The organism is Bradyrhizobium sp. BRP19 (assembly GCF_020194195.1).
GTDB classification, from domain to species: Bacteria; Pseudomonadota; Alphaproteobacteria; order Rhizobiales; family Xanthobacteraceae; genus Bradyrhizobium; species Bradyrhizobium yuanmingense.
The window spans coordinates 177277-204002 of sequence record NZ_JADYVZ010000010.1 but is presented as its reverse complement, the minus strand read 5'-3'; the positions used below and the strand labels follow the sequence as shown (position 1 = coordinate 204002).

Sequence of the window (26726 nt, the reverse complement as noted above, 5' to 3'; positions counted from 1 at the left end):
TCGCAGGAACGAACATTCCTTGCACCGCTTCTAACTCCCAGACGTGACTGGCGCGCAGGTCGCCCGACCAAGCAAAGGCGCGCTTCAACTCTCATCATCGGCTGGTCCCGAACGGATCGGTCCCATGCGGCACGGAGCGGTGAATGACGCGAGTATTGATTACCGGAGGCGCGGGATTCATCGGTTCGCATACGGCCGACGTGCTGCTTGCGGCTGGCTATGAGGTCCGCCTTCTCGACAATCTCTCTCCGCAGGTCCATGGCGGCAACCGTCAGCGGCCCGCTTATCTCGCGGACGATGCCGAGCTCGTGGTCGGCGACGTCACGGACAGCGTCGCCGTCGAACAGGCCTTGCGCGGCGCCGACATGGTCCTGCATCTCGCCTCCGCCGTCGGCGTCGGCCAGAGCATGTACGACATCGAGCCCTATGTCAGGACGAACGAGCTCGGCACCGCCGTGCTGCTGCAGGCGCTGGCGAAGCGACCGGTCGCACGGCTGGTGGTGGCGTCCTCGATGAGCATCTACGGCGAGGGCCTGTATCGTGATGCCGTCGGCAACGTCGTGGCTTGCGACGAACGACCGATCGGGCAGCTTCGCCAAGGAGAGTGGGAACTGCGGGATCATGCAGGCCATGCGCTCGATCCCGTGCCTACGCCTGAGACCAAGCAGCCGTCTTTGAGCTCGATCTACGCGCTGAACAAATATGCGCAGGAGCGGATGTGCCTGATCACGGGCAAGGCCTACGGCATTCCGACGGTCGGCTTGCGCTTCTTCAACGTGTTCGGTCCGCGGCAAGCGCTGTCGAATCCCTATACCGGGGTGCTGGCCATCTTCGCCGCGCGGCTGCTCAATGGCCGGCCGCCGCTCGTCTTCGAAGACGGCCTGCAGCGGCGCGACTTCGTCCACGTGCACGATGTCGCCCGCGCCTGCCGCATGGCGCTCGAATCCGACCACGCCCAGGACGTCTTCAACGTCGGCTCGGGCCAGAGCCGCACCATTCTGTCGGTAGCCGAGGATCTTGCCCAGGTGATGGGACGGTGTGAGATCGCTGCCGAGATCACACGGAAATACCGTGCTGGCGACATCCGGCACTGCTTCGCCGACATCGGCAAATCACGCGACCTGCTCGGCTTCGAGCCGCATGTCGCGTTCAAGGACGGGCTCGAAGAGCTCGCCGGGTACCTCGCCGACCAGATCGCCGATGATCAGGCGGAGCGGGCGACCCGTGAGCTGCTGCAACGAGGGTTGGTCGCGTGATGAGTGAACAAGACAACAGACCTGTCCTGGTCACCGGCGGCTGCGGCTTCATCGGCTGCAATCTCGCCGACCGTCTGGCCGAGCGCGGCGACCGTGTGCTGGTGCTGGACAATCTCGCCCGCGCCGGCGTGCGCGAGAACGCGCAATGGCTGAAATCCCGGCATGGCGACCGCGTCGCGATCACGGTGGCCGATATCCGCGACCCCATTCCGGTGATCGACGCCGTGCGCGAGGCACGCGCCGTGCTGCACCTCGCGGCCCAGGTCGCCGTCACCGACAGCGTCAGCGATCCCTCGGCCGATTTCGAGATCAACGCCCGTGGCACGCTGAACGTGCTCGAAGCCGTCCGCCTGCACAACGCCTCGGCCCCGGTGATCTTCGCCTCGACCAACAAGGTCTACGGGCGCCTGATCGAGGACAGCGAGATCGCGCTCACCGGCCGTCGCTACACGCCGGTCAACGATCTGCTCGCCGGCGGCATTTCGGAGAACGCGCCGTTGGACTTCTACAGTCCCTATGGATGCTCAAAGGGCACCGCCGATCAATACGTCCACGACTATGCCCGGGTGTTCGGGCTGCAGACCGTGGTGATGCGCATGAGCTGCATCTACGGGCCGCGGCAGTTCGGCACCGAGGACCAGGGCTGGATCGCACACTTCCTGCTCAGCGCCATAAGCGGCAATCCGCTGACGATCTATGGCGATGGCAAGCAGGTCCGCGACGCGCTGCACGTGTCGGACGCTGTGAGCGCCTGGCTCGCGGCGCTCGACCACATCGCGCTGGCGCGCGGGCGCGTCTTCAATCTCGGCGGCGGTCCTGCGAATGCGATCAGCCTGCTCGAGTTGATCGACCGCATCACAGAGCTGACGGGCCGCAAGCTCAGCTATCGCTTTGCGGACTGGCGACCGGGCGATCAGCCCTGGTACGTGACCGACACGCGGGCCCTCGCCACCGCGCTCGGCTGGACGCCGCAAATGCCTCTCGCCGATGGCCTGCGCTCGCTCCACACCTGGCTCGACAGCCGCTTCGGATCACAGGACAGAAGCGAGGCCCTGGCATGACGCGGGTCGCCCTCATCAATCCGAACTGGGATTTTTCGGGCAGCATCTATTTCGGCTGCCGCTCGCCTCACCTGCCGCTCGAGCTCGGCATCTCCCAGCACTATCTAAAGGCGGCCGGCCACGACACGTTGCTGCTCGATGCGCATATGTTCGATCTCTCTCTCCGCGACATCGAGGCCGAGCTGCGCGCCTTTCGTCCCGGCCAGATCGTCTTCACCACCGCACCGACCTATCTGTTCTGGCGCTGCGCGCCGCCCGAGCTGCGCGTACCGCAGCAGCTCGCCATCGCGGTGCGGGATCTTGCGCCGACCCTGATCGCGGTCGGCCCGCATGGTTCGACCACGCCGAAGACCGCGCTGAAGAAGCTCGGCGTCGATATCGTCGTGATGGGCGAGTGCGAGGCGTCCCTGCTGCGTCTCGCCAATGGCGAACGGGACTTCCCCGGCCTGTGTTTCGCCGACGGTGCTTCGCTCCGGGTCAATGGCGGGCCCCAGGCGGTCGCGTTCAGCGATCAGCCCGCGCTCGACTGGCCGGAGGATATGATCCGGCGTCACCATCACCATCATCACCGCTTCGAGGCCGCGCCGACCGCACCGGGCGCCGAGGTGGAGGCCTCGCGCGGCTGCCCCTACAACTGCACGTTCTGCGCCAAGGAGAATTTCCGCAACGCCTATCGCAAGCGGCCACCCGCCGTCATTCTCGGAGAGATCGATCGTCTGCACCGTCATGGCATCGAGTACGTTTACTTCATCGACGAGATCTTCCTTCCTAATCGCGAGCTGCTGGAAGGCTTGACGACGCGCGGGCTGAAGTTCGGCGTGCAGACGCGGATCGACCTCTGGAAGCCCGACATGCTCGCCCTGCTCGGGCGCGCCGGCTGCGTCTCGATCGAAGCCGGCATCGAGAGCCTCACCTTGGAAGGGCGCGCGGCCCTCGCCAAGAATTGCAAGATGACGACGGATCAGCTCGCCGACCGGCTGGTCGAAGCCCGCCGCCACGTCCCCTTCGTGCAGGCCAACCTGATCGAGGTGCCCGAGGACGACGATCCCGTGGTGCAGCGCTGGCGCCGCACCATGCAGGATGCCGGCGTCTGGGCCAACGATCCGGTGCCGCTCTATCCCTATCCCGGCTCTCCCGACTACCGCAGGCTCTGGGGCGAGCCCGACGACGTCGCCTGGGAGCGCGCACACCGGCACTATCTCGCGATGTTCGACCAGTTCAGCGACGTGCAGAACGATCGCCCGGTGCCGCTCGACAGCCTCGAACTCCAGGTGGCCTCATGAACCGTGGCGCCGACATCAGGATCATGATGACGACTGACACGGTTGGCGGCGTGTGGACCTATTCCTGCGCCCTCGCCACAAGTCTCGCTGCGTCCGGGGCCGACGTCACGCTGGTGACGCTGGGCCCGCGGGCGCGCGTCGATCAGCGTCAGATGCTGCACGAGACCAGCGTTCACCTGATCGAGACGGACCTCGCACTCGAATGGCAGGACCCGGAGGGCCAAAACGTTTCCGACGCAAGGCGCGTGCTTGCGAAGCTCGAAGCCAGGTTGTCGCCCGACGTCGTGCATCTGAACAGCTTTCGCGAGGCGTCCTTTGCCTGGGCGGCCCCGACCGTGCTGGTCGCGCATTCCTGCGTGAACTCCTGGGCGCTCGCCTGTCGCGATACCGCCTGGCTTGGTGAGCCCAAATGGCGCCACTATAGCGAGCGGGTGGCCGCAGCGCTCGACACGGCGCAGGCCTGGGTCTGTCCGAGCCGGGCCTTCCACGACGACATCACGGCGATCTACCAGCCGCGATCGCGCGGCGCGGTGATCTGGAACGGAATTTCGCCGCGCGCCCCGTCTGGGCGAAAGCAGGATGTGATTTTCGCGGCAGGACGGCTGTGGGACCGTGCCAAGAACATCGAAGCACTCGCCGCCGCCGCGCCCGGGCTGGATTGGCCGGTCGAGGTGGCCGGTCCTATCAACGCACGTCAGCCCGCGGGTGTCAGTTGGCTCGGAGAGCTGCCGCACGCGGCGCTGGAGACGCGTTTGCAGCATGCAGCGATCTTCGTCAGCCCCGCACTCTATGAACCGTTCGGTCTCTCGGTGCTGGAAGCCGCCGCCGCCGGCTGCGCGCTGGTCCTCTCTGACATGCCGACCTTCAGGGAATTGTGGCGCGGCGCCGCCTTGTTCGTCGATCCCGCCGACAGCGAGGCGCTGCACCGGGCTCTGGCAGATCTTTGCGCTGACGAGATGGGCCGCGCAAAGCTGCAGCGGGCCGCCTATGAGCAATCCCTGACCTATTCGCTGACGCGCATGACGAGCGCCTATCTTGGTCTCTACCGGGACCTGATCGCATCGCGCCGGACGAGCGCCGCGGCCAGCCAAATCGAGGTGCGCGCATGAAATGCGTCCTGTTCTATCATGCCTTCACCTCCTGCTGGAACAACGGCAACGCGCATTTCCTGCGGGGCTATGCGCGCGAGCTCCATGCGCTCGGGCACGAGGTCGTCGTGTTCGAGCCCATCGACGGCTGGAGCCGCCTGAACGCCATCCGCGAAGGAGGGAGTCATGCGATGGAGGACATTCCCGCCCTCTTCCCCGGCATCGACATCCGCCGCTACGACACCAGCCTCGATCTCGAGCGGGCGCTTGATGGCGCGGATCTCGTCATCGTGCATGAATGGAATTCGCCCGATCTCATCGCGCAGATCGGGCGCAGGCGGGTGCAAGGCGGGTCCTTCACCCTGCTCTTTCACGATACCCATCACCGTGCGGTCAGCGCGCCCGACGAGCTTGCGCAATTCGATCTCGACGGATTCGACGGCGTGCTCGCCTTCGGCGAGGTGCTTCGGCAGATCTATCTGAAGCTCGGCTGGGCAGACCGGGTCTTCACATGGCACGAGGCAGCGGACGTTGCGCTGTATCACCCGTTGCCCCAGGTCGAGCGGACCGGCGATCTGGTCTGGATCGGCAATTGGGGCGACGGCGAGCGCAGCGCCGAGCTGAACGAGTTCCTGGTCGAGCCCGTGGCGGAGATGAAGCTCCGCGCCAGCGTCCATGGCGTGCGCTATTCGGATGATGCGCTCCGCACCATCAGGAGCGCAGGCATCCGCTATGGCGGCTGGCTGCCGGCGCACTGGGCCCCCGTCGCCTTCGCGGGCGCGCGCGCAACCATTCACGTGCCGCGCGGGCCTTACGTCGCCCTGCTTCCGGGCATCCCGACCATCCGCGTGTTCGAGGCGCTGGCCTGCGGCATTCCCCTGGTCTCTGCACCCTGGTCGGATGCGGAAGGATTATTCCCCGAAGGCGCCTATCTCAGCGTTGCCGACGGCGCGCAGACGAAGCAGGCGCTTCGCGCCGTCATCGACGATCCGGAATTCTCTGCCGCGATGGTGGCAACCGGCCTGAAGGTCATCAGGGATCGTCATACCTGCCGCCACCGCGCCGAGCAGCTCATCGACATCGTCACCAACCTCAGGGATTCCAGCCGTTCGGCACGGCCTCAGCACGACATCGGAGCCGTTGCATGAAGATCTGCTTCTTCGGATCCAGCCTCGTCTCGTCCTACTGGAACGGCGCTGCCACCTACTACCGTGGCATGCTGAAGGAGATCGCGGCGCTCGGCCACGAGGTCACCTTCTACGAACCCGACGCCTTCGACCGCCAGTCGCATCGCGACATCGACGAGCCGGATTGGGCCAGGGTGGTGGTCTATCCCGCGACCGCCGACGGCTGGCGCCGCGCGCTCGACACCGCCGCACAATCGGCCGACATGCTGGTCAAGGCCAGCGGCGTCGGCGTCTTTGATCTCGAGCTGGAGAACGCCGTCGCCGCGCTGCCCTCGCGGCTGACGCGGATCTATTGGGACGTCGATGCTCCCGCCACGCTCGAGGCGATGGAAAGCGATCCGCAGCATCATCTGCGTCGCGCGATCCCATACTACGACATGGTCCTGACCTATGGCGGCGGCGAACCCGTCGTCTCCGCGTATCGATCGGTGGGCGCGCGGGACTGCGTGCCGATCTACAACGCACTCGATCCCTCCACGCATTTTCCGTCACCGCCCAATCCGCGCTTTGCCTGCGATCTCAGCTTGCTGGCGAACCGCCTGCCCGACCGCGAGACGCGCGTTGAGCATTTCTTCCTCGACGTTGCACGCCATCTGCCCGAAAAGTCCTTCGTGCTCGGCGGCTCCGGCTGGGACGACAAGGACGCCTCCGCCAATCTGCGCAAGGTCGGCCATGTCGGCACCGCCGATCACAACGCGTTCTTCGGCTCCGCGCTCGCCACGCTCAACGTCAATCGCGACAGCATGGCGCGCTATGGCTTCTCACCGCCGACGCGGGTGTTCGAAGCGATCGGCGCCGGCGCGTGCCTGATCACTGACGAGTGGGCCGGCATCGATCATTTCCTCGAACCCGGCCGCGAGGTGCTGGTGGCCGCCGACGGAGCCGAGGTGGCCGAGCACCTCACCGCGCTCGATCCCGAGCGGGCCCGGTCGATCGCCCGCCGCGCCCGCGCACGCATCCTCAGCCAGCACACTTACCGGCAGCGCGCCCGCCAGTTCAACGATCTCTTCGTCGCCCACAGCTCCCGAATCGAGGCAGCAGAATGAACCTCTCCATCGTCGTCATCGGTCTTTCGGTCACTTCGTCCTGGGGCAACGGTCATGCCACGACCTACCGCGCCCTGATCGAAGCGCTGGCGCGACGAGGTCACCGCGTCACGTTCCTGGAGCGGGACGTGCCCTGGTATCGGGATCACCGCGACCTGACCAAGCCCTCTGCCTGGACTGTCGAATTGTACCATTCTTCGAAAGATGTTCCGCGCCAGTTCGGCAAGCTGATCCGCGATGCCGATCTGGTGATCATCGGCTCTTATGTTCCTGACGGGATCGCGCTCGCCGAATGGACCACGACGCACGCGAGGGGCATCACCGCGTTCTACGACATCGACACGCCAGTCACTCTGGCGCGGCTCGAGCAAGGCCTCGACTATCTCTCGGCGGCAATGATCCCGCGCTTCGATCTCTATCTGTCGTTCACCGGCGGACCGGTGCCCGGCATGATCGAGCAGAGCTACGGCAGTCCGCTCGCGCGTGTGCTTTACTGCAGCGCAGACGCGGAGATCTACGCGCCGAAGCAGGCGCCGCCGAAATGGGCGCTCGGCTATCTCGGGACCTACAGCGAGGACCGGCAGCCCGTTCTCGAGGAGCTGCTGCTGGCACCGGCGCGCACGCTGCCGTCGGATCAATTCGTCGTCGCCGGCGCGCAATATCCGGACAATATCGCCTGGCCCGCCAACGTTACGCGGATCGAGCACCTCTCGCCGAAGCAGCACCCGGAGTTCTACGCGGCGCAGCGTTTCACGCTGAACGCCACCCGCGCCGACATGAAGGCGCTGGGCTTCTCCCCGAGCGTCCGGCTGTTCGAGGCCGCCGCCTGCGGCACGCCCGTGATCTCGGACCGCTGGCAGGGGATCGAGACGATCTTCGCGCCCTCGAACGAAATCCTGCTGGCAGCCAGCCCGCGCGAGGTCGTCGAGATCCTGCGCGACATGCCGGAAGAGCAACGGCGCACGATCGCCCACAACGCGCGGCGGCGGGTTCTCGCCGATCACACGCCCGACCATCGCGCACGGCAGCTGGAGACCTATTACGCCGAGGCAGCCGCGCGGCGCCGCCGCAAGACGGCGCCACTCCCCGTCGTTCGCCCCATGCAGGTCGCCCAACTCTGAAAGGCCATGTCATGACGCTCCAGACCCGCATCCACGCGTCCCGCCGCTCGCCGACGGTCCTGGTCGCCGGCGGCGCCGGCTTCATCGGATCACATCTGTGCGACGCGCTCCTGCAACGCGGCAGCATGGTGATCTGCCTGGACAATTTGTTCACGGGAACCACCGACAACATCCGGCCCCTGCTCAACCATCCGAACTTCCGCTTCGTCGAGCATGACGTACGCGATGCCATCGAGATCGAGGGCGAGATCGACCGGATCTACAGCCTCGCCTGCCCGGCCTCGCCCCGCCATTATCAAGTCGATCCGGTCGGAACGATGAAGACCTGCGTGCTGGGCTCGATCAACCTGCTCGAACTGGCGCGGCAGAAGGGCTCCCGGATTCTTCAGGCCTCCACCAGCGAGGTCTACGGCGACCCGGAGGTGCACCCGCAGCCGGAATCCTATCTCGGCAACGTCAATCCGGTCGGGCCGCGGGCCTGCTACGACGAAGGCAAGCGCGCCGCGGAGACGCTGATGTTCGACTACCGGCGGATGCACGGAACGGAGATCAAGGTCGCGCGCATCTTCAACACCTACGGCCCGCGCATGCTCGAGAACGACGGCCGCGTGGTCTCAAATTTCATCGTGCAGGCGCTGCGCGGAGAGCCGATCACGATCTACGGCAAGGGTACGCAGACGCGCAGCTTCTGCTTCGTCGACGATCTCGTGCGGGGGCTTCAGCTCCTGATGGAGAGCCCCGCCTCGGTCAGCGGTCCGTGCAATCTCGGCAATCCGCACGAGGTCACGATCGAGGCCATCGCCCGTGAGGTGCTGGCGTGCACCGAATCTGCGTCCCCGCTGCGCTTCGAGCCCCTGCCGAAGGACGATCCCAGGCGGCGCAAGCCTGTGATCGACGCCGCCGAGAAGATCCTGGGATGGCGTCCGAGGGTGGCATTGAAGGACGGCCTTCAAGCGACCATCGCCTATTTTGCGCTCCGTCTCGCCGGGGAATCGCCCACGCTCGTGCCGGCCATCGCCGCGCGCAGGACGCGCCCTCCAGCACGCGGCCGCCTGACGATGTCCGAGCAACCGTGAAGGCAAATCCTTTGACAGGCTAGCCCAGTGTGCTCGCGCAACAGGCCTAAAACATTCCGGCCACAGTGACCCGAAACGCCATCGGCTCGACCGGGTGCAGCACATAGTCCATCACGCCGTTCCCGCAGACTGCGGCCGGTGCGGCATTGGCGGCGCAGAGATTGTAGAGCGTATCGGTCTTCAACAGCGAGCCATAGGCATAGGTGATCTGGTTCGCCTTGCTGTTGAACAGGTTGAGCACGTCGAACTGGATGCGCCAGCCGTTCTCGCTGCGGTAGCCGAGCCGCGCGTTGGCGAGGCCGGTCGGCCGCGAGCGGAACGCATTGTTCTCGGTCAACGGGCTCGCGCCGATATAGCGCCAGCGCGCGCTGCCGAACCAGCCGGTCTTCTCGCCGAGCGTTATTCCGGCCGATGCCACCATCGCCGGGGCATTGGGAATGTAGTTGCCGGGCGCATTGCCGATTTGCGCCTCGGGATAGCCGGCGAGCGAGGCATAGACCGCGGCCTGCTCGCCGTCATGGCCGCGGAAGCGCGCATGCGTCATTGCAAGATCCACATCGATGTCGATCCAGGACCGCGGCCGGTAATGGTTGGTCCACTCGAAGCCGTAGCGGCGGCTGGCGCGGGTTGCCGAGGTATCGCCGGCATCGCCGGAGAACAGGATCTCGGAATCCTGGTCCAGGATGAAGAGGCTGAGAGAGCTCTCGAGGCCGGGAACGATCCTGCTACGAACCCCGACCTCCGCGCCTCTGGTGCGCACCAGGAGCGGCGACGGCGTGAGCCTTGTCGCGGGATCGGTGGGATCCTCCGTCGTGGTCGCACCGCGGGCATCGTTCGAGTGCATGCCGTAGCCGGCGCCGAGGAAGAATTCCGTATGATTGAACGGCCCAAGCACCATCCTGAATTTCGGGCTGCCGAGCGCGGCATCGGCGCGACCGGAATTTGCGGCGTTGAACAGAGAGGTGACGTCGGCGGCGTAATAATCGCCCCGCCAGCCCAACGTCGTCCTGAGCCAGTCGGTCCAGCGCACCGTGTTCTCGGCATAGACCCCGACGCTGCCCTCGCCGACCTTGTCGCTGCGGATATTGCCGATGAAGCCGCGCCGGAACGTATTGGTGAGCGCGAGGTCGATCGCATCATAGCGCGATTGCAGACCGAAGGTGGTCTGCATCGGCAGGCCGGCAAAGGAGCCGTCCAGCGTGCGCGAGACATTGGCGCCCGCCATCAAGCGGTCGTCGTGCTGGTGGAACTGGTCGCCGAGCACGGGATCGTCAAGGAAGTAAGTGAAATTATTGAAGAGGTCGAGCTGGCTCTTCACCAGATAGGCGTTGGCCTTCCATGAACCGATGTCGTCGGTCTGCGCGATGCGCCCGGACAGCGCAAAGCGGTTGGCATGACCACCGTCGCTCGGATCTTCCGAACCATAACGGCCGAGCAGGCCGCTGGTGATGGCGCGCTGCGGCACCTGGTCGGTCGCATTCCATTTGTTGACGTAGGCCATGCCGGTGAGCGACATGCCGTCGGTCGCGGTGCCCTGGCTGTAGCGCACGAGGCCATTGAGCTTTCGCAATTTGTCCGGATTGTCCCACGGGCCGTCGTAGGTACCGATCTCGCCAGCCACCAGCAGCGAACCGTCGCCAACTTTCGCGGAATCCATGCCGAGCAGACGGCGGTAACCGAAGCTGCCGGCGCTCACCTGCGCCAGCCGCCTTGTGCTGTCGATCAGGCCGATGTGAACGCTTCCGACCGAGGCGAAGTCGCCTTCGTCGGCGAAGTAAGGTCCCTTGCGCACGTCCATTGCGGCGATGGTTTCCGGGATCAGCCAGTTGAGATCGGCATAGCCCTGACCATGCGCGTGGGTGCGCATGTTGACGGGGACGCCGTCGACGATGATCGCCAGATCGGTGCCGTGGTCGAGATTGTACCCGCGCAGGAAATACTGGTTGGCTTTGCCCTCGCCGGAATGCTGCGTCACGATCAGACCGGGCACGGCTTCGAGCGCCTCGCCCGGCCGTGTGAAAGGGCGCGCGTTGATCTCGTCGCCGGAGACAGTGATCTCGCTGGCCATGCCGGCTGCGGCCCTTGCACCCGAGCCGGCACTGCGCGGATCCGACGCCTGCGCCGTCGCGGAAGACACGAAGATCCGGCGGCCGGCCGCGGGCGATCTGGCGGCACGGCGCGATGCGGCCGTCATCTTGCGCCCGGGCGTGGCGCCGCCACTGACCTCGACCGGCGGCAGTTCGCGTGAGGTGTCATTGCTCTGTGCGAGGGCGCGGCCGTCATCCGCGAGCAGCGCCAGGACCGAGAGTGCCGTCAAAGCGCCGCCGCGACGACCGTGCTCAGGCCGCCTCGGTCGCATCGGTGCATTCCAAAACTTTCGTGCCGGCGCGGCGAGGCTCGTTCCCGAACATGCGGCGATAGAGCACGACCGAGACGAGCCATGCGACCGCAAACAGCGCGATCACGACAAAGCCGACATTGGCAAGCGACTCGTTGAGGTCCTCGACCAGCACCCATGCGCCGCCGGAGAGACCGAGCCGCTCGCCGATCAGGCCGAGCGCTTCGATCCCGCCGATGAACAGTGCAACCGCGACGGAGGCGCCGGTGATCGTGAGATTGTACCAGAGCTTGCGCAAGGGATCGACGAAGGCCCAGCGATAGGCGCTCACCATCAGCGCGGAATCGGCAGTGTCGACCAGCGCCATGCCTGCGGCGAACAGCGCGGGGAAAACCAGCACATCGGCGAGCGAGGCGCCGCGCGCGGCTTCGCTGGCGGAGATGCTGAGCAGGCTGATCTCCGTCGCGGTGTCGAAGCCGAGGCCGAACAGGAAGCCGAGCGGGTACATGTGCCAGGGCTTCGTCACCAGGCGGAACATCGGGCCGAGCAGCCGGGCCAGAATACCGCGGCTGGCAAGCAGCGCATCGAGTTGCGCAGCATCGTGAACGCCCTGCTCCCGCGCCGCGCGAAACGTCCGCCACAGGCCGACGAAAATGACGAGGTTGATCGCGGCAACCGCAAGCAGGAACAGGGCCGAGACTGAGGTGCCGATGAGACCGCCGATCTCCTTGAGCAGGCTGTCGCCGCCGAGGCTCACGACGCCCAGTGCCAGCAGCATGGTCGCCACCACGACGACGGTGGAATGGCCGAGCGCGAAATAGAGGCCGACGCTGCGCGGCGTCTCGGCGCCGTGCATCAGCTTGCGCACGACGTTGTCGATCGCGGCAATGTGATCGGCATCGACGGCATGACGCAGGCCGAACACCCAGGCCAGCAAGGCCGTCGCCATCACCGTCGGCCGGTCGCCGAACAGCGTGAAGGCCCAGGCCCATGCGGCGATGTTGGCGGCGACGAGCCCGCCAAGCAGCGCCACCGTTCCGGGCTCGACCGCCCGCAAAGTCCGCATCGCTGCTCGTTCCATTCGCTCGCCCTTACAGTATGACGTTTATCAAAATTTCTCATACTGGCAAGAGCAAGAGCCGGACCAGTTTCGGTCTGCCCCCTGACGAGCCGACGGAATGCGAGCCAAATGGCGGGCCTGATGGAGGAATTCCGCGTCAGCGGGATCACCGCGCCGATGCGGGATGGGCGCTCGCATTGGCAAGCAGATATCCAGTTTGACGCCGAAGTTGACGGTCGTCAGGGGGAGCTCGACCCACGCAACTGGAACCCGTTGCTGTGAAGCCGCTCACATCCGATTCGACGATCCCGATGTATTCATCGTGCCGGGTGGAGATGGCAGACGGAGACGCGCATGAAACTCCTCATGCTCTCGCTAATCGCAGCCATGCTTCTCGCCGGTGCGGCCAATAGCGTGTTCAGGCCGCATCCAGTGCCTCATTTCGGTCAGCCCGGCATGGCGTCCATTCAAGATATGCAGACGGGACGGGCCGACAAGCTTCCCGAGCAGGAGCTGCAGGACCGCTCCGTCTTGTTTGCGAAAGAGCTGCGGTAGGCCGGCAGGCTCGCTTTATTCGGCCGCTGCGGTCGCAGGTTGCCGCTGCCCGTCGTTCGGTCCCGTTCGCGCCATCTGCTCGTCGAGCCAGAGGCTGTGGTGCTCGCGCGCCCAGTTGACGTCGACTTCGCCCGAGCCCATGGCCGCGAACGCACCTTCCATGCCGATAGTGCCGATATAGATGTGCCCGATCATCGCCGCGACGAACAGGACCGCCACAATGGAGTGGACGATCTGGGCCATCTGCATGCTTTCGATACCCGTGCCGTAGAACGGGAACATCAGCGCATAGCCGCTCGCCGCGACGAGCCCACCACCGATCACGACTATCCAGTAGATCATCTTCTGGCCGCCATTGAAGCGATTGGCCGGTGGATGGTCATGCCCGATCAGGCCGCCACCCCGCTTGGCCCATTCGATATCCACCTTATTGGGGATATTGCCGCCGATCCACATCAGGAAGATCAGCACGACCCCCAGCGTGAACGGGAAGCTCAGATAATTGTGGGCGTATTTGGCCCATTGCGACCATTCGGAAAAGGCCTCGAAACCGATCAGCGGCAAAAGCAGTTGCCGGCCAAAGGTGACGTTGAGGCCGGAGATCGCCAGGATGATGAAACAGGTTGCCGTCATCCAGTGCACGAAACGTTCGAAACCGTTGAAGCGCACGATGGTGCGGCCCGAGCGGCCGCTTTCCAGCCGAACCATGCCGCGGGTGAGATAGAAGATCATGATCAGGGCGATCATGCCGATGATGGCAACGCCGCCGATCCAGGGCAGCGTCACCATGCGGAATTCCCGCCATTCCCGCCCCTGCGGCTGCTCGAGAACGCCGGACCGCTGATCCGGAATGCTGACACGCCCTTGAATCCGGTTCAGCTCCTGCAGAAGCTGCTGCTCCTTGACCGAGCTTGCAGTCGGATTGACCTGCTGAGCACTCGCAGGCGCCGCCATCGCCAAGAGAAGCAGCGTGCAAACGCCGAACGCCAGGCGAATGAACCTTCCAAATGACGCCATCACGTCCTCCCCGGTATTTGCGCGCCCTTCTGTTGCCACCTCAGGACTCGATCGCCTCGCGATAAGCGGTCTTCCAGCCCCATGCACCCGAGCCATAGCCGCGCTTCGTGACGCGCTCCTTGTAGATCTGTGCGATGATCTCACCGTCGCCCGCAAGCAACGACTTGGTCGAGCACATCTCAGCGCACAGCGGCAGCTTGCCTTCGGCCAGCCGGTTCGCACCGTACTTCGCATATTCCTCCTTGCTGCCGTCGGCCTCAGGGCCGCCGGCGCAATAGGTGCACTTGTCCATCTTGCCCCGGGAGCCGAAGTTTCCGACCTTTGGATATTGCGGCGCGCCGAACGGACAGGCGTAGAAGCAATAGCCGCAGCCGATGCAGAGGTCCTTGGAGTGCAGCACCACGGCATCGGCCGTGGTGTAGAAGCAGTTCACCGGACAGACCGCCGCGCAGGGCGCGTCCGTGCAGTGCATGCAGGCCATCGAGATCGAGCGCTCACCCGGCTTGCCGTCGTTGATGGTGACGACACGCCGCCGGTTGATGCCCCAGGGCACCTCGTGCTCGTTCTTGCAGGCGGTGACGCAGGCGTTGCACTCGATGCAGCGATCAGCGTCGCAGAGAAATTTCATCCGAGCCATGTGCGTGCTCCTCTCAGGCTGCGACGATCTGACAAAGCGTGACCTTCGGCTCCTGCATGCCGGTTGCAGGATCGTAGCCATAGCTCGTGATCGTGTTGGCGCTCTCGCCCAGCACGATCGGATCGGTGCCGGCAGGATAGTTCTTGCGCAGGTCGTTACCGCCGAGCCAGCCGCCGAAATGGAACGGCATCCAGGCGACGCCCTTGCCGACGCGTTCGGTCACCATCGCCTTCATCTTGGCCCGCGAGTTGTTCTCAGCGCCGCTCACCCAGACCCAGCCGCCGTCCTTGATGCCGCGATCGGCGGCATCAGCCGGGCTGATCTCGATGAACATGTCCTGTTGCAATTCGGCGAGCCACGGATTGGTGCGGGTTTCCTCGCCGCCGCCTTCGTATTCGACGAGACGTCCGGAGGAGAGGATCAGCGGGAACTGCTTGGCGATCCCCTTCTCCACCGCCGCCTTCTGCACCGAGAAGCCGATGTTGGGCAGACGGAACTGCTTGGCATCGGGCAACGTCGGATACTTCTCGACGAGGTCGACGCGCGGCGTGTAGATCGGCTCGCGGTGCACCGGGATTGGATCCGGTAGACCGAACGCATTCATGCGCGCCTTGCCGTTGCCGAAGGGCACGCAGCCATGCTTCAGCGCGACGCGCTGGATGCCGCCGGAGAGGTCGAGCGCCCAGGACACCGCATCCGGATTGGCCGGGTTGACCCGCTGGATCGTCGCCATCTCGGCCTCGGTGAGATCCTTGTCCCAACCGAGCTTCTTCAGGCTCGCCAGCGTGAACTCGGGATAGCCGTCCTCGATCTCCGAGCCCTTGGAGAAGGACTTGTCGGCGAGCAGGCTGACCTTGCGCGTCGTGCCGTCGGGCAGCTTCTCCTCGCGCTCGATGCCGAAGCGCGGACGGAATGCGCCGCCGCCGTCCATGACGTGCAGATTGTTGTTGTAGAGCAGCGGCGAGCCGGGATGCTTCACCTCGGGCGAGCCCCAGCACGGCCAAGGCAGGCCATAATAATCGCCGCCGACTTCCGGATCGTCCTTGGGGGCGCGCATCGTCACCAGGTCGAACTTGTGCTGGTTCTTCATGTGCGCCTTGATGCGCTCCGGCGACTGGCCGCAATAACCGGTCGACCAGCTTCCACGGTTGATCTCGCGCAGCACGTCCTCGGGGACCGGAAGGTTGTTCTCGACCTTGATGTTCTTGAACATCTTGTCGGCGAAGCCGAACTTCTTCGCCAGCAGATAGATGATCTCGAGGTCGTCCTTGGATTCGAAGATCGGCTTGACGATCTGCTCGCCCCATTGCATCGAGCGGTTGGAGGCGACGCGCGATCCCGCGCATTCGAACTGCGTCGCCACGGGCAGGATATAGACGCCGTCCTTGCGTCCGGCCTCGACCGCCAGAGACGCCCAGGTGGTCGGGTGCGGATCGGCGATCACCAGCAGCTCCAGCGCCTTCAGGCCCTTCAGCGATTCGGGAATGCGCGTGATGCTGTTGCTGGCGTGGCCTTGCACGAACACGGCCTTGACGTTGTCCTTCTGTGCGACGTCGGCCTTCGGCAACAGCGCCGCATCGAACCAGCGCGTCAGCGGGATGCCTGGCGTCTCCATCTGCTTCTTCTCGTCGAAGCGCGAGACGAGATAGTCGTAGTCGACCTCCCAGACCCGGGACCAGTGCTTCCAGGCGCCCTCCGCGAGGCCGTAATAGAACGGCAACGTCACGATATCGAGGCCGACATCGGTCGCGCCCTGCACGTTGTCATGGCCGCGCAGGATGTTGGCGCCGGCCCCGGCCTTGCCGACGTTGCCCGTCATCAGCAGCGCGATGCAGCTCGCCCGCACGTTGGCGGTGCCGACCGTGTGCTGGGTCTGGCCCATGCACCAGATGATGGTCGCGGGCTTGACCGTCGCGAATGTCTTGGCGACGCGCTCGAGCTGCGCGGCGGGCACACCGGTGACGCGCTCGACCTCCTGCGGATTCCATTTCTCGACCTCCTTGCGCAGGTCGTCGAAGCCGTAGACGCGCTGGGCGATGAATTCCTTGTCCTCCCAGCCGTTCTTCAGGATGTGCCACATCATGCCGTAGAGCACGGGAATGTCGGTGCCGGGACGGATGCGGACATATTCGGTGGCATGTGCCGCGGTGCGGGTCAGGCGCGGATCGAAGACGATGAAATTCGCCTTGTTGAGCTCCTTGGATTCGAGCAGGTGCTGCATGCTGACCGGATGCGCTTCCGCCGCGTTGCTGCCGATGAACAGCATCGTCTTGGAGTTGCGCATGTCGTTGATGCTGTTCGTCATCGCGCCGTAGCCCCAGGTATTGGCGACGCCGGTGACGGTGGTGGAGTGGCAGATCCGCGCCTGGTGATCGGTGTTGTTGGTGCCCCAGAACGCGCCCAACTTGCGGAACAGGTAGGCTCCTTCGTTGGTCATCTTGGCCGAGCCGAGCCAATAGACCGAATCGCTGCCCGACTTCTCGCGAACCTGCAGCAGCTTGTCGCCGATCTCGTTCACCGCCGTGTCCCACGACACGCGCGTCCACTGCCCGTTCACCAGCTTCATCGGATAGCGCAGGCGGCGATCGCTGTGCACGAGCTCGCGCACCGAGGCGCCCTTGGCGCAATGCGAGCCACGGTTGATCGGCGAATCCCAGCTCGGTTCCTGCCCGATCCAGACTCCGTTGAGGACTTCCGCCGTCACCGTGCAGCCCACGGCACAATGCGTGCAGATGCTCTTCTTGACGGTGGCGCCGGCCGCGAGCGGGCCGGCGGCGGCCGCCTCCGCCTTTCGCACGTTGCCGACCGGCATGGCCCCGAGCGCGGCGAGCGCGCCGCCGGCCAGACCGGATTTGCGCAGGAATGTGCGGCGATCAAGTCCCCCGCCCTGCCCCGCAAGGGATTCGGCGACGGAACCGCGGCGATCGGAACGCTGGTGTGTTCGCTTGATAAGCACGGGCAGCCTCCCTCTCAGGCCGGATAACGATTGACGCGGTAGAACGTCTTCACGTGATCGGATTCCTTGTAGCGCGCCTTGCGCTTCTCATCGTTGGTTTCACTGTCGGCCTGGGCGGACCCGACCAACGGTGTTGCAAGCGCCGCGCCGGCACCGGCGGTACCCAAGCCGACCTTGCGCAGGAAATCGCGGCGTCCGACCTTTGCTTTCGTCTCGTCACTCATCGCATCTCTCCCGGACCGAAGCGCCTCGGTCAGCTGGCGAATGTAAATGCTTCCGTCTCGATTTCGATGAAAGTGCGGCCGAGCGCGCCGACTGCGCGATAGAAACGGGCAGTCCCCGCGTGCTCGATGTCGGCGAACAACCGCCCCATCCATGGCGACACGTGCTTTTCGAAGAAGGCGCGCTGCGCCTCGTGTGAGGCATCGAAGCGGCCATCGGCAAGGCCCGACATGATCTCGCACAGGATGGCAGCGTGATCTTCGGGTTCGGAATCGTTGGCGATACGCTCGATGCCGAGCGTCATCAGGTCGCCGCGCAGGCGCGACAAAGGCCGTTCGTTGAGAAAGCCCGTGAGATAATAGGAAGCATAGGGCAGCAATTCACCGCGGCCGAGCCCGACAAACAAATCGAAATACTCCCGCTCGACCTTCGCTGGGACGGCGTTCGAGGCGGCCTCGGCAAGCGCCGCATGCGCGCGACCGAGCGGCGTCGCGTCTCCGCTGAGCGCGGCGAGCTGATCGAGCAGGCGCTTCGACGGAGGCGCAGACAGCAGCGCCGCGAGCAAGACGTATTCCTGCGCGCGCGCCGCATCGATGGGATCGACGAGCTCGGCGGAGCCGGCTTGCTCACCGTAAAGATCGGGCCGCAGATCGTTTCGGGAGACGCCGGTCGCCGTTTCGACTGCAACCACCCGTTGTGCGGGCACACGGGTCCAATTCGAGACGGAGGGCTGGCTGATGCCTATTTTGCGTGCAAGCTGAGCGATGCCGCCTGCGGCATCGATCGCTCGATCAAGTCCGTCATCGCGCACGTGGACCTCCCATCCCAGTCCCGTCTGCTTGATTATCGCTTTTGTTACAAAGCAGTAGGTAGCGTAATCCGGGTTCCAGCAACGGTCAATCGCCTGCCATAGCCTGTACCTATAGTCTTTGGTCGTGGTTCAGCGCGGCAGTGCACCACCATGCGTGCGGGACCTCACAGGCTCTGCAGAATCCGCAGGTCTTTCACCCACTGTCGGTTGCAGTGCAGCAGGGATTGCCAGGTGCTGCGTCTCATCGGGCGGCTCGACGACATTGGAAACAAGTGCCACATCGGCTTGATGCGATTCCGCCGGAGAATCCGCCGTTTCGATCGACGCCTCGGCAAGAGTCTGGGCCGCAGACTTGGCCGCCTCGCGCACGCCGCCGACAATGCGATCGACCAGTGCGGCCAGCTCCTCCGAGGAACAATCCAGCGGGCCAAATCCCGGCATCGCCGTCGGGTCGTTGAAGTCCCATGCATTCTCCGCGAGCCCGACGAAGTCGCGAATCGCGGGATCGGTCGCCCAAGCGCGGCGAAGAGCCGCAAGGCTCAACTCGCGAGGAATCCCCTTGCCGAGGAAGGCCGTGATGTCGGTGGCAGCATTGATCTCGTCGATCGACGGCAGGCTCGACAGATCGAACTCCGTCTCGTCCTCTTTGTCCTCGGACGGCGGCGTCGGCTGCGCCGGGGCAGGTTTCGCCGGCTCCGCTCGCGACTGCTGTTTGCGGCGGGACCAACGCGCAAGGAAGTCCTCCTCACTCATTCCTTTCCGCCTTCATGTTCGCGCCGCGCCAGCGCCTCCGGATCGGCACGGCGCCGCTTGCGTTTGACGAATTCGCGCTCGACATGGTGCTCGGCCACGAAGCTTTCAATCGCCTCGCGCAGCACTTCCGGCATCGGCACGGCCTCGACGAGATTGTCGGCGGCTTCGGTAAAGCCTTCGCCCTCGGCGGGGTCGGCGGTCACCGCGGTGACTGCATAGGGCCAGACGCCTTCCGCAGGCGACAACACGACCCAGATGCTCGGACCGCCGGAGGCGAGATTGTCGCGATAGCGCGCCGTCTCCGACGGATAGAGATCGATGGTCGCACTTCCGGCATAGAACAGGGTCGTGCCGTCCTGCTCGCGAAGCACGGTCCATGGCTCGGTCGACGGCTCGTCCGGCAGGACAGCAATTCCGCGCCAGATGAAATCGACCCAAGGCGAGTCGGCCTTGCGCCGCTCGACTACGACGCCGACGGCAATCGAGAGGGACGGCAATGCCGCGGGGCTCATGTCGCCATCTCCAGCCGCTTCACCGGCAATCCGGTCAGCAGATTCTGTGGCTTCATCCGCAGCTTCTGATCCGCCGTCATCGACAGGATCAGGTAGACCGGCTCATCCCCGACATCGTCGAGGGCACGGCTGGAATCCGCAAACGTCAGCCGGAACAGCGCCAGCACGCGATCGGCGTCGCGCTCGCCGAGCTCTTCGCCGTGCCACAGACGGTCGCCGAGCCTCGTGGCATCGGCATCGAGCCCGACATACCAGCTCAGCTTCGCCTCGTGCAGCGCCCGTAGCGGCTCGATCACGACATCGATGCCGAGCAGATGGGAGACCCAACGCGTCATCGCCTGCGCCAGCGCTACAGGTCCGCGGCCGTCGGCGGTCAGGTCGAGGGCCATGTCGAACTGGTCGCTCCGGTGCCAATAGGCCTCGGCATTCTCCTCGCCCAACACCTCGACCACCGCATCGGTGGTGGCGCCGAGCATCGACATCAGCGAGAGCACCGGGGTCGGGCTCCGGCCGCCGACGACCTCCTCGTCTCCCAGCAACAAAGCGTGCTCATGTGGGAGAACGCGCTGGATCCGGAAGAACAATTCGGCCGCGCGCAGCACGAACGGGTCGTCGCAGCCGTCGAGCGCGTTGCGCAGGATGACGTGCACGAGCTGGTTGACGAACAGCGGCGGCAGATCGTTCGCCCCTGAGCGGAGCCAGGCAAGATAGGCCGCTTCGAGCGTCGGATGCCGCAGCAGAAGATCGCGGAACGCCAGCACGAACTGCCAATTCTCCCTGGCATCAGCATCGGCAATCGCGGCGATCTCGCCGGCGCCGACGGCCTGGCGCGGGTCGGCGAGCAGATCGCGATGCAGCCGGCGTTCGACCGGGCACGCGTCGTCCGGCGGCATCAGCTCGGGACGGGCAAAATAGGCTTTGAGAAATTCGTCCGTGACACGCAGGCCGCCGCCCTCGTCGCGATCGAGCAGGTGGTGACCACAGGAGATCCAGAAATCGTTCATCGGACGGTCGGCTCCCGGCCGAGATCTGCAAGCCTGAGATCGCCGTCCGGCTCGACGTCGTCCTCCATCTCGATGAACGAGAACGCCTTGCCATGCCCCTGGCCTTCCCGAAGCTGCAGCCGGCGGAACGACTCGCGGACCTCCCCGTCGCTCGAGGTGCGGTGCACTGCAATAAGCGAGCTGATGGGATGGCTGCAGAGCGACTGGGCAAAAGCGACCTCCTCTTCGGCCGCCGTTTTCGCCGCCGCCATATCCGGCGCGCCGAAACGATCGACCAATTGCCTCGCCAGCAGATCGACCAGGCCGTGGTAATCGTCCGCGGTCGCCGGAACGATCTGCGCCAGCGTCGACCAGCCCCAGGATTGCACCCCGAGGAACCCACCGCGAAACGCCGCGCGGGCCTTGCCCTCGAGCTTCGCGCCATCGCAATCCCAGAAGCGGAAGGCGCCGGAAACGGCCCATTCGCCCGGCTCTGCCGCCACGTCGAACACGAAAGTGTCCGAGGGATCGAGCGCGATCGTGCGCAGGAGTTTCACAGGCGCGGTCCTCCGAGGGCCGGATCGAGCCAGGACGGCACCGCGAGCGCCCGGACCAGGTCGCTTCGTTCGATCGTCTCCGTCCCGATGCGGCGCGTCAGGAGGTCGCCGCAATCATCTATGCGCTGTATCGTCTGCCTTTCACGCGGCATCCGCGTGAGATAGTCGCGCGCGACGCTGTCGAAGCCGTCGACCCGCCAGCCGTCCAGCGCCAGCATCAGATGCCGGGCGAAGCTTTCCGTGATCTGCGCCGCGCCCGCCTCGCCAAAGCCTTCCTGGTCAAGCGCCGAGGCCAGCGGGTGGACGCCTGGATCGTCATCATTCATGGCAACCGTCCGTATCATCGCGCCGAAGACCAGCCAGGGCGGCGGCGCGTCCTCGTCAGCTCCGGAACACCAACCCATCCGTCCGCCGCCGACCAGCCCCCCGTCGATCCTGACCGCATCCGGCCAGCCGATCGTGATCGGCTTGCTCGGCGGTGCATAGGCGCGAAGCGCGTCGGTGAGCGCGACCATGCCTGCGTAGAACGCACGCCGCGCGCTGCGCAACGGCTCGGCCGGCTCGAGCACCACGGCGAACTCGGCGAGGTCGAAGCGGCCGACATAGACGAGCGTTCCGGCGCCGCTCTCCGGTGCGATGCGGCATGCATGGGCAAAAGCGTCGCCGCTCTCGCGCAATCGCACCAATGTGAACGGCGGCGGCAGGTGGATCGGTTCCGCCGTGGAAACATGGCTCACTGGGATCGACGGCAGACCGTCCTCCGCTTTCCTTTTCTTCCCGATGGATAATGTCTATACGAGGCGAAGGGCCGGCGCGAGTCCGTCGTCGTCGTCCGAAAGGCGGAGGAGTTAACCTGGAGCAGCCGTCGAAGACCATCCTGATCTGCTCGTGCGAAGACACGATGCGCCTCGACGTGGCTGCAATCCGGCGCGCATGTCCGAACAGCGAGGTCAAGAGCTTCCGCCACCTCTGCGGGGCGGAGCTCGATCATTTCCGCAACATGGCCGCGACAGAAGGCGTGTTGACGGTCGCCTGCACGCAGCAGGCGGCGCAATTTTCGGACGAGGCCGGCGAGCGGCCTGACGCGATCGGCTTCGTCAATATCCGCGAGACGGCCGGCTGGTCCCGCGACGGCGCGCACGCCGGCGCAAAAATGGCCGCCCTGCTCGCATCCGCCTCCATCCCCGCCCCGGACTATCCGCTCGTCACCTTGTCGAGCGAGGGCGTCATCCTGATCTACGGGCGCGATGAGGCCGCGATTGAGGCCGGCCGCCTGCTTGCCGATCACCTCGACGTCACCGTGATGCTGAAGCAGCTCGATGACACGGTGCCGCCGGTTGCCACGGTGTTCCCGATCGTGAAGGGCACGATCCGCTCCGCGAAGGGACATTTCGGCGCGTTCGAGCTTGTCATCGACGACTATGCGCGTCCCCGCCCCTCCTCGCGCGATCGCTTCGTGCTCGACTCGCCGCGAAGCGGGGTCACCTCGCGCTGCGATATCGTGCTCGATCTTTCCGGCGGTCTGCCAATGTTTCCCGCCCACGACCTGCGCGACGGCTATCTCCGCGCCGACACGAAAGATCCCGCCGCGGTGCTGCGCGCGGTGCTGACCGCGCGCGATCTCGTCGGCAGCTTCGACAAGCCCAGATATGTCGAGGTTGCGCCGGCGCTTTGCGCCCATTCGCGCTCGAAGCGTACGGGCTGCCATCGCTGTCTCGATCTTTGCCCGACCGGGGCGATCACGCCCGTCGGCGATCATATCGCAATCGATCCGAATATCTGCGCGGGCTGCGGCCAATGCGCGGCGGCCTGCCCGACCAGCGCGGTCTCCTACGCGCTGCCGCCCGCCGATACGCAGCTCCATAAACTTCGCGCCATGCTGCTCGCCTATCGCGAGGCCGGCGGCGCGAATGCGGTGCTGCTCTTTCACGACAGCCCGCACGGCACGCCGTTGATCGACGCCCTCGCGCGGCATGGCGACGGCCTGCCGGCGAACGTGCTTCCCTTTGCCGTCAACGAGCTCACGCAGGTTGGGCTGGAGGCGATCGTCGGCGCCTTTGCCTATGGCGTCTCTGCCGTGCGCTTCCTGCTCCGTGGCAAGCCGCGCCACGACGTGACCGGATTGACGCAGACGATCGCGATGGCTGAGGCGATCCTCGGCGGCCTTGGATTTGCGGGCCGTCGCCTCGCCACCATCGAAACCGACGATCCCGACGCGCTCGGCGCGCATTTGACTGATATCGGCACGCTCGCCGCGGTCCCGACGCCGGCAACTTTCAAGACCGTCGGCAAGCGGCGCGACCTCTTGCGGTTTGCCCTCAGCGAGTTGCATCGGCTGGCGCCGCAGCCGGTCGACATCATCGCGCTGCCGCAAGGTGCGCCGGTCGGCGCAATCAGCGTCGAGGCCGATGGCTGCACGCTGTGCCTGTCCTGCGTCTCGGCCTGCCCGACCGGCGCATTGCGCGACGATCCCGAGCGGCCGGTGCTGAAATTCATCGAGGATGCCTGCGTGCAGTGCGGCCTGTGCCAGAGCACCTGTCCGGAAAAGGTCATCAGCCTCAAGCCGCAGATCGATTTCCGGGCGGCGCGCGCGCCCGCCGTTGTCATCAAGGAAGAGGAGCCCGCGCTCTGCGTCCGCTGCGGCACGCCCTTCGGCGTCAAGAGCACGATCGACCGCATCGCCGCCAAGCTCGAAGGCCGGCACTGGATGTATCCGGCCGGCGACAAGCGAATCGAGGCGCTCAGGATGTGCGCGGACTGCCGCGTCGTGGTCATGAGCGAACAGCAATTCGATCCGTTCAAGGGCGTTCCGGAACGAACGCCGCCGCGAACAACGGATGATTATCTCCGCGAACGCAATGGCAAGGACTAAAGCGGACGCCGTCGAATCGGCGCAAGGCAATCATCTCGACGTCGCGCGGGCCAGAAATTCGGTCAGCGCACGCCGGTCCTCGGCCGAGCCGATGCGCTGCTCCGGCATCTTGGTGCCGGGGGTGTAGGCATTCGGCCCGATTTCGAACAATCGTGCGACGGTTTCCGGCGTCCAGACGATGTCCATCGTCTTCAGTGCATCAGAGAAGCGATATCCCGGCACCGAAGCGATCTTGCGGCCGTAGAGTCCCGCAAGTGTGGGACCCGCGCGCTGCACCTCCTTGTCCGAGAGCGTGTGGCAGGCAACACAGGCCCGAAACACATCGGCGCCGTGATCGCCGGCATAGGCCGCAAGCGGGTCGGCCGGTGTGCCGACCAGGCTTGAACCGATGGGATTGCCGGTGCGGGCATTCCAGCGCCTGATCCTGCCGTCCGCACCACCCGTCATCAGTGTCTCGCGATCGGCAAGGAAGGCGACCGCCCACACCGGCAGCCCGGGCCCAACCAGGGTGCGCAGCAGGTTGCGCGACTTGCGATCGATGATCGCCACCGTGCCGCCGATCCCGGCCGCAGCGACCAGCGCACCGTCCGCCGACATGGCCAAGGCCACCACCGGCGTCGGACTGGCCGCGACCTCGCCGCTGACCTTGCCGTCCGTTGTCAGCATGCGCAGCCTGCCATCGACCGCGCCCGTGACGATTTCACCATCCGGCGCGACAGCCACCGCGTTCAGCGGCGCCGGCAAAGTCACGATGTCAGGTTGGCCATCCGGCAAACGCCAGATGCGCAGCGCAAGATCGTAGCCGACACTGACGAGCCTGCCGTCCGGCAGGAAAGCGACCCCATTGACGTTCTGCGTATGCCCTTCGAGCACGCGGGATGTGCCGTCCGACAGCGACCAGAGCCGCACTGTCTGGTCCCATGACGCCGATGCGAGAAGCGTCCCATCGGACGACACAGCAAGCGCCGCGATCGGTGCGACATGTCCCTCCAGCACCCGGTCCGGCTCCGGCCGGCCCGCCGTCCACACCGCAATGCGCGCATCGGCTCCGGCCGTGATCATGCGGCCGTCTTTGAGAAAGGCGACGGCGTTGACGCCATCGGCATGATACCGCAGCACGTGCTCTGCCGTATCTGTCCTGAGCGACCAGCGGATGACGGAGGTGTCGAAGCTGCCGGAGAGAAGGCTGTCGTCATCGGGCGAAATGGCGAGAGCCCGTATCGGGCCGCCGTGTCCGACCATGTCGGCATGCACCGTCGATGCGGCAAAGATGGTCCACAGCAATGCGGCCACCTTCGTGCACAGAGCCGATCTGTTCATTCCTGGCCGCCTGCTGACATTCACCCGCTCGAGATTGCCAGAAGAGGCAACGGAAATGAATATCCTGGAACGGTCTACTTGAAACAGTCTACTTGGCCGGTGCCGTCGTGGTCTTGGACGACCCCTCCGGCGCGGGCTGCATTCCGGGCGGACTCTGGCCCTGGGGGCTTTCGGGCGGCGCACCACCCGAGCCGGTATTGATCGGACCCGTCCAACCTTGCGGCTGGAGCTGGCCCTTGTCCTCGGGAGGCGTTTGCCCCGCCGGCGAGTTGGTTTGCGCCGGCTGGGCCAGGGCGCCCTCGACAAAGCAAAGTGCTGCGAAGCACAGGATCGTTCTCGGTAATTTCACGCCAAGCCTCCGATGCGCTCACCAGGCCTGCAGAAAACTTGCAAGACCCGCATCCCTTCCGGATCGTGCAGCGCAGCAGCACCGAGCTCCGGTCCCTTAGCTCGATGGGCGATGCGTCTTTCCGCCGATCCCGTGTTCAAAAGCCCATAGCGGGCGGATGGCTGATGCGATCGACGAGCTTGCTCGCCGCAGGCCCTGTCGTATAGATGGCGTGGTCCAATCGAGGGAGGCGGAGGATGAAGGCTTTTTTGCTTGGCTGCGTCGCGGCCGTGGTGATCGCGGTTGGTGGGATGGTGATCCTCGATCGCGTGCAGGAGCCCGCCGCGCACGCGTTTGCCACCACCGGGGTGCGGCTCTAAGAAGTCTCACTCGCGCTTGAGCCCGATCGGCCCGAGGATCGGAGCGGAGGGAACGAGCTCGACCTTGCGAACCATAGCTTCCTGCAGCCGAGGATCGTAGATCATTGCCTGCGCCATGCAGACGATGGCGCCGCGCAAGGTGCGCTCCATGCGCCATTTCCGCCTCCGGCTTCAGAATTTGGTAACCATACGAGCATGGTTGAACGCATTGGCGCAAATCGCGCGGCGGCAGTGTCTGACCTGTAACGGCCTTGGTATAAGCGCAGCTACGGTTCGAACGACGTTCGCGGATGATCCGGTTTCCTTG

General features: G+C 65.4%; 27 protein-coding genes. 12 read left to right on the top strand and 15 right to left on the bottom strand.

The genetic code is table 11. From position 1 onward, the window contains the following. Window positions 1-143 precede the first annotated feature (143 nt). From I6F36_RS26770 to I6F36_RS26735, 8 genes are read left to right on the top strand one after another with little or no spacing between them, the layout of a single operon-like run. Complete coding sequence (locus I6F36_RS26770) at window positions 144-1256, top strand: NAD-dependent epimerase/dehydratase family protein (protein ID WP_036023669.1); 1113 nt, start codon at window positions 144-146, stop codon at window positions 1254-1256. Continuing rightward, window positions 1256-2317 carry an SDR family NAD(P)-dependent oxidoreductase gene (locus I6F36_RS26765; RefSeq protein WP_225172502.1) on the top strand — a complete coding sequence of 354 codons (1062 nt, stop codon included), beginning with the start codon at window positions 1256-1258 and terminating at the stop codon, window positions 2315-2317. The genes I6F36_RS26770 and I6F36_RS26765 overlap by 1 nt, the downstream gene beginning before the upstream one ends. Then, window positions 2314-3600 (top strand): TIGR04295 family B12-binding domain-containing radical SAM protein, encoded by a 1287-nt coding sequence (locus I6F36_RS26760; protein ID WP_225172501.1) that lies wholly within the window; start codon window positions 2314-2316, stop codon window positions 3598-3600. The genes I6F36_RS26765 and I6F36_RS26760 overlap by 4 nt, the downstream gene beginning before the upstream one ends. Then, window positions 3597-4709, top strand: coding sequence for a glycosyltransferase family 4 protein (locus I6F36_RS26755; RefSeq protein ID WP_225172500.1), 1113 nt, complete (start codon window positions 3597-3599; stop codon window positions 4707-4709). The genes I6F36_RS26760 and I6F36_RS26755 overlap by 4 nt, the downstream gene beginning before the upstream one ends. Next, window positions 4706-5836 (top strand): glycosyltransferase, encoded by a 1131-nt coding sequence (locus I6F36_RS26750; protein WP_225172499.1) that lies wholly within the window; start codon window positions 4706-4708, stop codon window positions 5834-5836. The genes I6F36_RS26755 and I6F36_RS26750 overlap by 4 nt, the downstream gene beginning before the upstream one ends. Next, window positions 5833-6921, top strand: coding sequence for a glycosyltransferase (locus I6F36_RS26745; protein WP_036023658.1), 1089 nt, complete (start codon window positions 5833-5835; stop codon window positions 6919-6921). Before I6F36_RS26750 ends, I6F36_RS26745 begins: the two co-directional genes overlap by 4 nt. Then, a complete protein-coding gene (locus tag I6F36_RS26740) occupies window positions 6918-8042 on the top strand; it encodes a glycosyltransferase (RefSeq protein ID WP_225172498.1) in 1125 nt (374 codons plus the stop codon). Before I6F36_RS26745 ends, I6F36_RS26740 begins: the two co-directional genes overlap by 4 nt. A gap of 11 nt (window positions 8043-8053) precedes the next feature. Then, entirely contained in the window at window positions 8054-9118 is a 1065-nt protein-coding gene (locus I6F36_RS26735; protein WP_225172497.1) for a UDP-glucuronic acid decarboxylase family protein, read from the top strand. A 46-nt stretch (window positions 9119-9164) separates the two neighbouring features. Here the strand turns inward: I6F36_RS26735 and I6F36_RS26730 are convergent, their stop codons facing one another. Together I6F36_RS26730 and I6F36_RS26725 are read right to left on the bottom strand one after the other, a co-directional pair. After that, window positions 9165-11477: a TonB-dependent receptor gene (locus I6F36_RS26730; RefSeq protein WP_225128979.1), complete on the bottom strand. Its 2313-nt coding sequence runs from the start codon at window positions 11475-11477 to the stop codon at window positions 9165-9167. Then, on the bottom strand, window positions 11458-12537 hold the full coding sequence (locus I6F36_RS26725; RefSeq protein ID WP_225128978.1) for a HoxN/HupN/NixA family nickel/cobalt transporter: 1080 nt from the start codon (window positions 12535-12537) through the stop codon (window positions 11458-11460). Before I6F36_RS26725 ends, I6F36_RS26730 begins: the two co-directional genes overlap by 20 nt. A 108-nt stretch (window positions 12538-12645) precedes the next feature. On the opposite strand from I6F36_RS26725, the gene I6F36_RS26720 reads away from it, so the two are divergent. Together I6F36_RS26720 and I6F36_RS26715 are read left to right on the top strand one after the other, a co-directional pair. Beyond that, window positions 12646-12798: a hypothetical protein gene (locus I6F36_RS26720; RefSeq protein ID WP_156447252.1), complete on the top strand. Its 153-nt coding sequence runs from the start codon at window positions 12646-12648 to the stop codon at window positions 12796-12798. A gap of 72 nt (window positions 12799-12870) precedes the next feature. Next, on the top strand, window positions 12871-13071 hold the full coding sequence (locus I6F36_RS26715; protein WP_036023649.1) for a hypothetical protein: 201 nt from the start codon (window positions 12871-12873) through the stop codon (window positions 13069-13071). 15 nt (window positions 13072-13086) lie between these two features. Here I6F36_RS26715 and I6F36_RS26710 read toward each other — a convergent pair whose 3' ends face one another. The 10 genes from I6F36_RS26710 to I6F36_RS26665 all read right to left on the bottom strand — a co-directional run bounded on the left by I6F36_RS26710 (window position 13087) and on the right by I6F36_RS26665 (window position 22256). Continuing rightward, complete coding sequence (locus tag I6F36_RS26710; RefSeq protein ID WP_036034896.1) at window positions 13087-14088, bottom strand: formate dehydrogenase subunit gamma; 1002 nt, start codon at window positions 14086-14088, stop codon at window positions 13087-13089. A gap of 40 nt (window positions 14089-14128) precedes the next feature. Further along, entirely contained in the window at window positions 14129-14725 is a 597-nt protein-coding gene (gene fdh3B / locus I6F36_RS26705; protein WP_225172496.1) for a formate dehydrogenase FDH3 subunit beta, read from the bottom strand. 13 nt (window positions 14726-14738) lie between these two features. After that, the gene (locus tag I6F36_RS26700; RefSeq protein WP_158284415.1) at window positions 14739-17681 is read right to left on the bottom strand and encodes a formate dehydrogenase subunit alpha; all 2943 of its coding nucleotides are present in this window, start codon (window positions 17679-17681) and stop codon (window positions 14739-14741) included. Between the two features lie 14 nt (window positions 17682-17695). Then, window positions 17696-17905: a twin-arginine translocation signal domain-containing protein gene (locus tag I6F36_RS26695; RefSeq protein ID WP_036005112.1), complete on the bottom strand. Its 210-nt coding sequence runs from the start codon at window positions 17903-17905 to the stop codon at window positions 17696-17698. A 29-nt stretch (window positions 17906-17934) separates the two neighbouring features. Continuing rightward, window positions 17935-18714, bottom strand: coding sequence for a molecular chaperone TorD family protein (locus I6F36_RS26690; protein ID WP_225172495.1), 780 nt, complete (start codon window positions 18712-18714; stop codon window positions 17935-17937). Between the two features lie 129 nt (window positions 18715-18843). After that, complete coding sequence (locus I6F36_RS26685; protein ID WP_225172494.1) at window positions 18844-19467, bottom strand: DUF3306 domain-containing protein; 624 nt, start codon at window positions 19465-19467, stop codon at window positions 18844-18846. Next, on the bottom strand, window positions 19464-19979 hold the full coding sequence (locus I6F36_RS26680) for a DUF3305 domain-containing protein (protein ID WP_036005120.1): 516 nt from the start codon (window positions 19977-19979) through the stop codon (window positions 19464-19466). The genes I6F36_RS26685 and I6F36_RS26680 overlap by 4 nt, the downstream gene beginning before the upstream one ends. Beyond that, window positions 19976-20983 (bottom strand): DUF6352 family protein, encoded by a 1008-nt coding sequence (locus I6F36_RS26675; protein ID WP_036005122.1) that lies wholly within the window; start codon window positions 20981-20983, stop codon window positions 19976-19978. Before I6F36_RS26675 ends, I6F36_RS26680 begins: the two co-directional genes overlap by 4 nt. Further along, window positions 20980-21519, bottom strand: a complete 540-nt coding sequence (locus I6F36_RS26670) for a DUF6505 family protein (RefSeq protein ID WP_036005125.1) — start codon at window positions 21517-21519, stop codon at window positions 20980-20982. The genes I6F36_RS26675 and I6F36_RS26670 overlap by 4 nt, the downstream gene beginning before the upstream one ends. Further along, window positions 21516-22256, bottom strand: coding sequence for a biotin/lipoate--protein ligase family protein (locus I6F36_RS26665; RefSeq protein WP_225133610.1), 741 nt, complete (start codon window positions 22254-22256; stop codon window positions 21516-21518). The genes I6F36_RS26670 and I6F36_RS26665 overlap by 4 nt, the downstream gene beginning before the upstream one ends. Window positions 22257-22420: 164 nt before the next feature. On the opposite strand from I6F36_RS26665, the gene I6F36_RS26660 reads away from it, so the two are divergent. Further along, on the top strand, window positions 22421-24391 hold the full coding sequence (locus tag I6F36_RS26660; RefSeq protein WP_225172493.1) for a 4Fe-4S binding protein: 1971 nt from the start codon (window positions 22421-22423) through the stop codon (window positions 24389-24391). Window positions 24392-24421: 30 nt separating this feature from the next. Here the strand turns inward: I6F36_RS26660 and I6F36_RS26655 are convergent, their stop codons facing one another. Both I6F36_RS26655 and I6F36_RS26650 read right to left on the bottom strand, forming a co-directional pair. Further along, window positions 24422-25711, bottom strand: a complete 1290-nt coding sequence (locus I6F36_RS26655; protein ID WP_225172492.1) for a c-type cytochrome — start codon at window positions 25709-25711, stop codon at window positions 24422-24424. 88 nt (window positions 25712-25799) lie between these two features. Next, the gene (locus I6F36_RS26650; protein WP_225172491.1) at window positions 25800-26060 is read right to left on the bottom strand and encodes a hypothetical protein; all 261 of its coding nucleotides are present in this window, start codon (window positions 26058-26060) and stop codon (window positions 25800-25802) included. Window positions 26061-26296: 236 nt separating this feature from the next. Here I6F36_RS26650 and I6F36_RS39735 point away from each other — a divergent pair, with 236 nt between their 5' ends. Then, a complete protein-coding gene (locus I6F36_RS39735; RefSeq protein WP_260346694.1) occupies window positions 26297-26419 on the top strand; it encodes a hypothetical protein in 123 nt (40 codons plus the stop codon). A 6-nt stretch (window positions 26420-26425) separates the two neighbouring features. On the opposite strand, the gene I6F36_RS26645 is transcribed toward I6F36_RS39735, so the two are convergent. After that, entirely contained in the window at window positions 26426-26569 is a 144-nt protein-coding gene (locus I6F36_RS26645; RefSeq protein ID WP_157785990.1) for a hypothetical protein, read from the bottom strand. Window positions 26570-26726: the final 157 nt, after the last annotated feature.

Excerpts from the sequence above, each read along its gene's own strand:
- I6F36_RS26660 (WP_225172493.1), top strand. The coding sequence starts at position 22,421 with ATGCGCCTCGACGTGGCTGCAATCCGGCGCGCATGTCCGAACAGCGAG.
- I6F36_RS26770 (WP_036023669.1), top strand. The coding sequence starts at position 144 with ATGACGCGAGTATTGATTACCGGAGGCGCGGGATTCATCGGTTCGCAT.
- I6F36_RS26755 (WP_225172500.1), top strand. The coding sequence starts at position 3,597 with ATGAACCGTGGCGCCGACATCAGGATCATGATGACGACTGACACGGTT.
- I6F36_RS26680 (WP_036005120.1), bottom strand. The coding sequence starts at position 19,979 with ATGAGCCCCGCGGCATTGCCGTCCCTCTCGATTGCCGTCGGCGTCGTA.
- I6F36_RS26765 (WP_225172502.1), top strand. The coding sequence starts at position 1,256 with ATGAGTGAACAAGACAACAGACCTGTCCTGGTCACCGGCGGCTGCGGC.
- I6F36_RS26715 (WP_036023649.1), top strand. The coding sequence starts at position 12,871 with ATGAAACTCCTCATGCTCTCGCTAATCGCAGCCATGCTTCTCGCCGGT.
- I6F36_RS26695 (WP_036005112.1), bottom strand. The coding sequence starts at position 17,905 with ATGAGTGACGAGACGAAAGCAAAGGTCGGACGCCGCGATTTCCTGCGC.
- I6F36_RS26685 (WP_225172494.1), bottom strand. The coding sequence starts at position 19,467 with ATGAGTGAGGAGGACTTCCTTGCGCGTTGGTCCCGCCGCAAACAGCAG.
- I6F36_RS39735 (WP_260346694.1), top strand. The coding sequence starts at position 26,297 with ATGAAGGCTTTTTTGCTTGGCTGCGTCGCGGCCGTGGTGATCGCGGTT.
- I6F36_RS26745 (WP_036023658.1), top strand. The coding sequence starts at position 5,833 with ATGAAGATCTGCTTCTTCGGATCCAGCCTCGTCTCGTCCTACTGGAAC.
- I6F36_RS26750 (WP_225172499.1), top strand. The coding sequence starts at position 4,706 with ATGAAATGCGTCCTGTTCTATCATGCCTTCACCTCCTGCTGGAACAAC.
- I6F36_RS26720 (WP_156447252.1), top strand. The coding sequence starts at position 12,646 with ATGGCGGGCCTGATGGAGGAATTCCGCGTCAGCGGGATCACCGCGCCG.
- I6F36_RS26655 (WP_225172492.1), bottom strand. The coding sequence starts at position 25,711 with ATGAACAGATCGGCTCTGTGCACGAAGGTGGCCGCATTGCTGTGGACC.
- I6F36_RS26710 (WP_036034896.1), bottom strand. The coding sequence starts at position 14,088 with ATGGCGTCATTTGGAAGGTTCATTCGCCTGGCGTTCGGCGTTTGCACG.
- I6F36_RS26760 (WP_225172501.1), top strand. The coding sequence starts at position 2,314 with ATGACGCGGGTCGCCCTCATCAATCCGAACTGGGATTTTTCGGGCAGC.
- fdh3B (WP_225172496.1), bottom strand. The coding sequence starts at position 14,725 with ATGGCTCGGATGAAATTTCTCTGCGACGCTGATCGCTGCATCGAGTGC.
- I6F36_RS26725 (WP_225128978.1), bottom strand. The coding sequence starts at position 12,537 with ATGGAACGAGCAGCGATGCGGACTTTGCGGGCGGTCGAGCCCGGAACG.
- I6F36_RS26740 (WP_225172498.1), top strand. The coding sequence starts at position 6,918 with ATGAACCTCTCCATCGTCGTCATCGGTCTTTCGGTCACTTCGTCCTGG.
- I6F36_RS26730 (WP_225128979.1), bottom strand. The coding sequence starts at position 11,477 with ATGCGACCGAGGCGGCCTGAGCACGGTCGTCGCGGCGGCGCTTTGACG.
- I6F36_RS26735 (WP_225172497.1), top strand. The coding sequence starts at position 8,054 with ATGACGCTCCAGACCCGCATCCACGCGTCCCGCCGCTCGCCGACGGTC.
- I6F36_RS26675 (WP_036005122.1), bottom strand. The coding sequence starts at position 20,983 with ATGAACGATTTCTGGATCTCCTGTGGTCACCACCTGCTCGATCGCGAC.
- I6F36_RS26645 (WP_157785990.1), bottom strand. The coding sequence starts at position 26,569 with ATGGAGCGCACCTTGCGCGGCGCCATCGTCTGCATGGCGCAGGCAATG.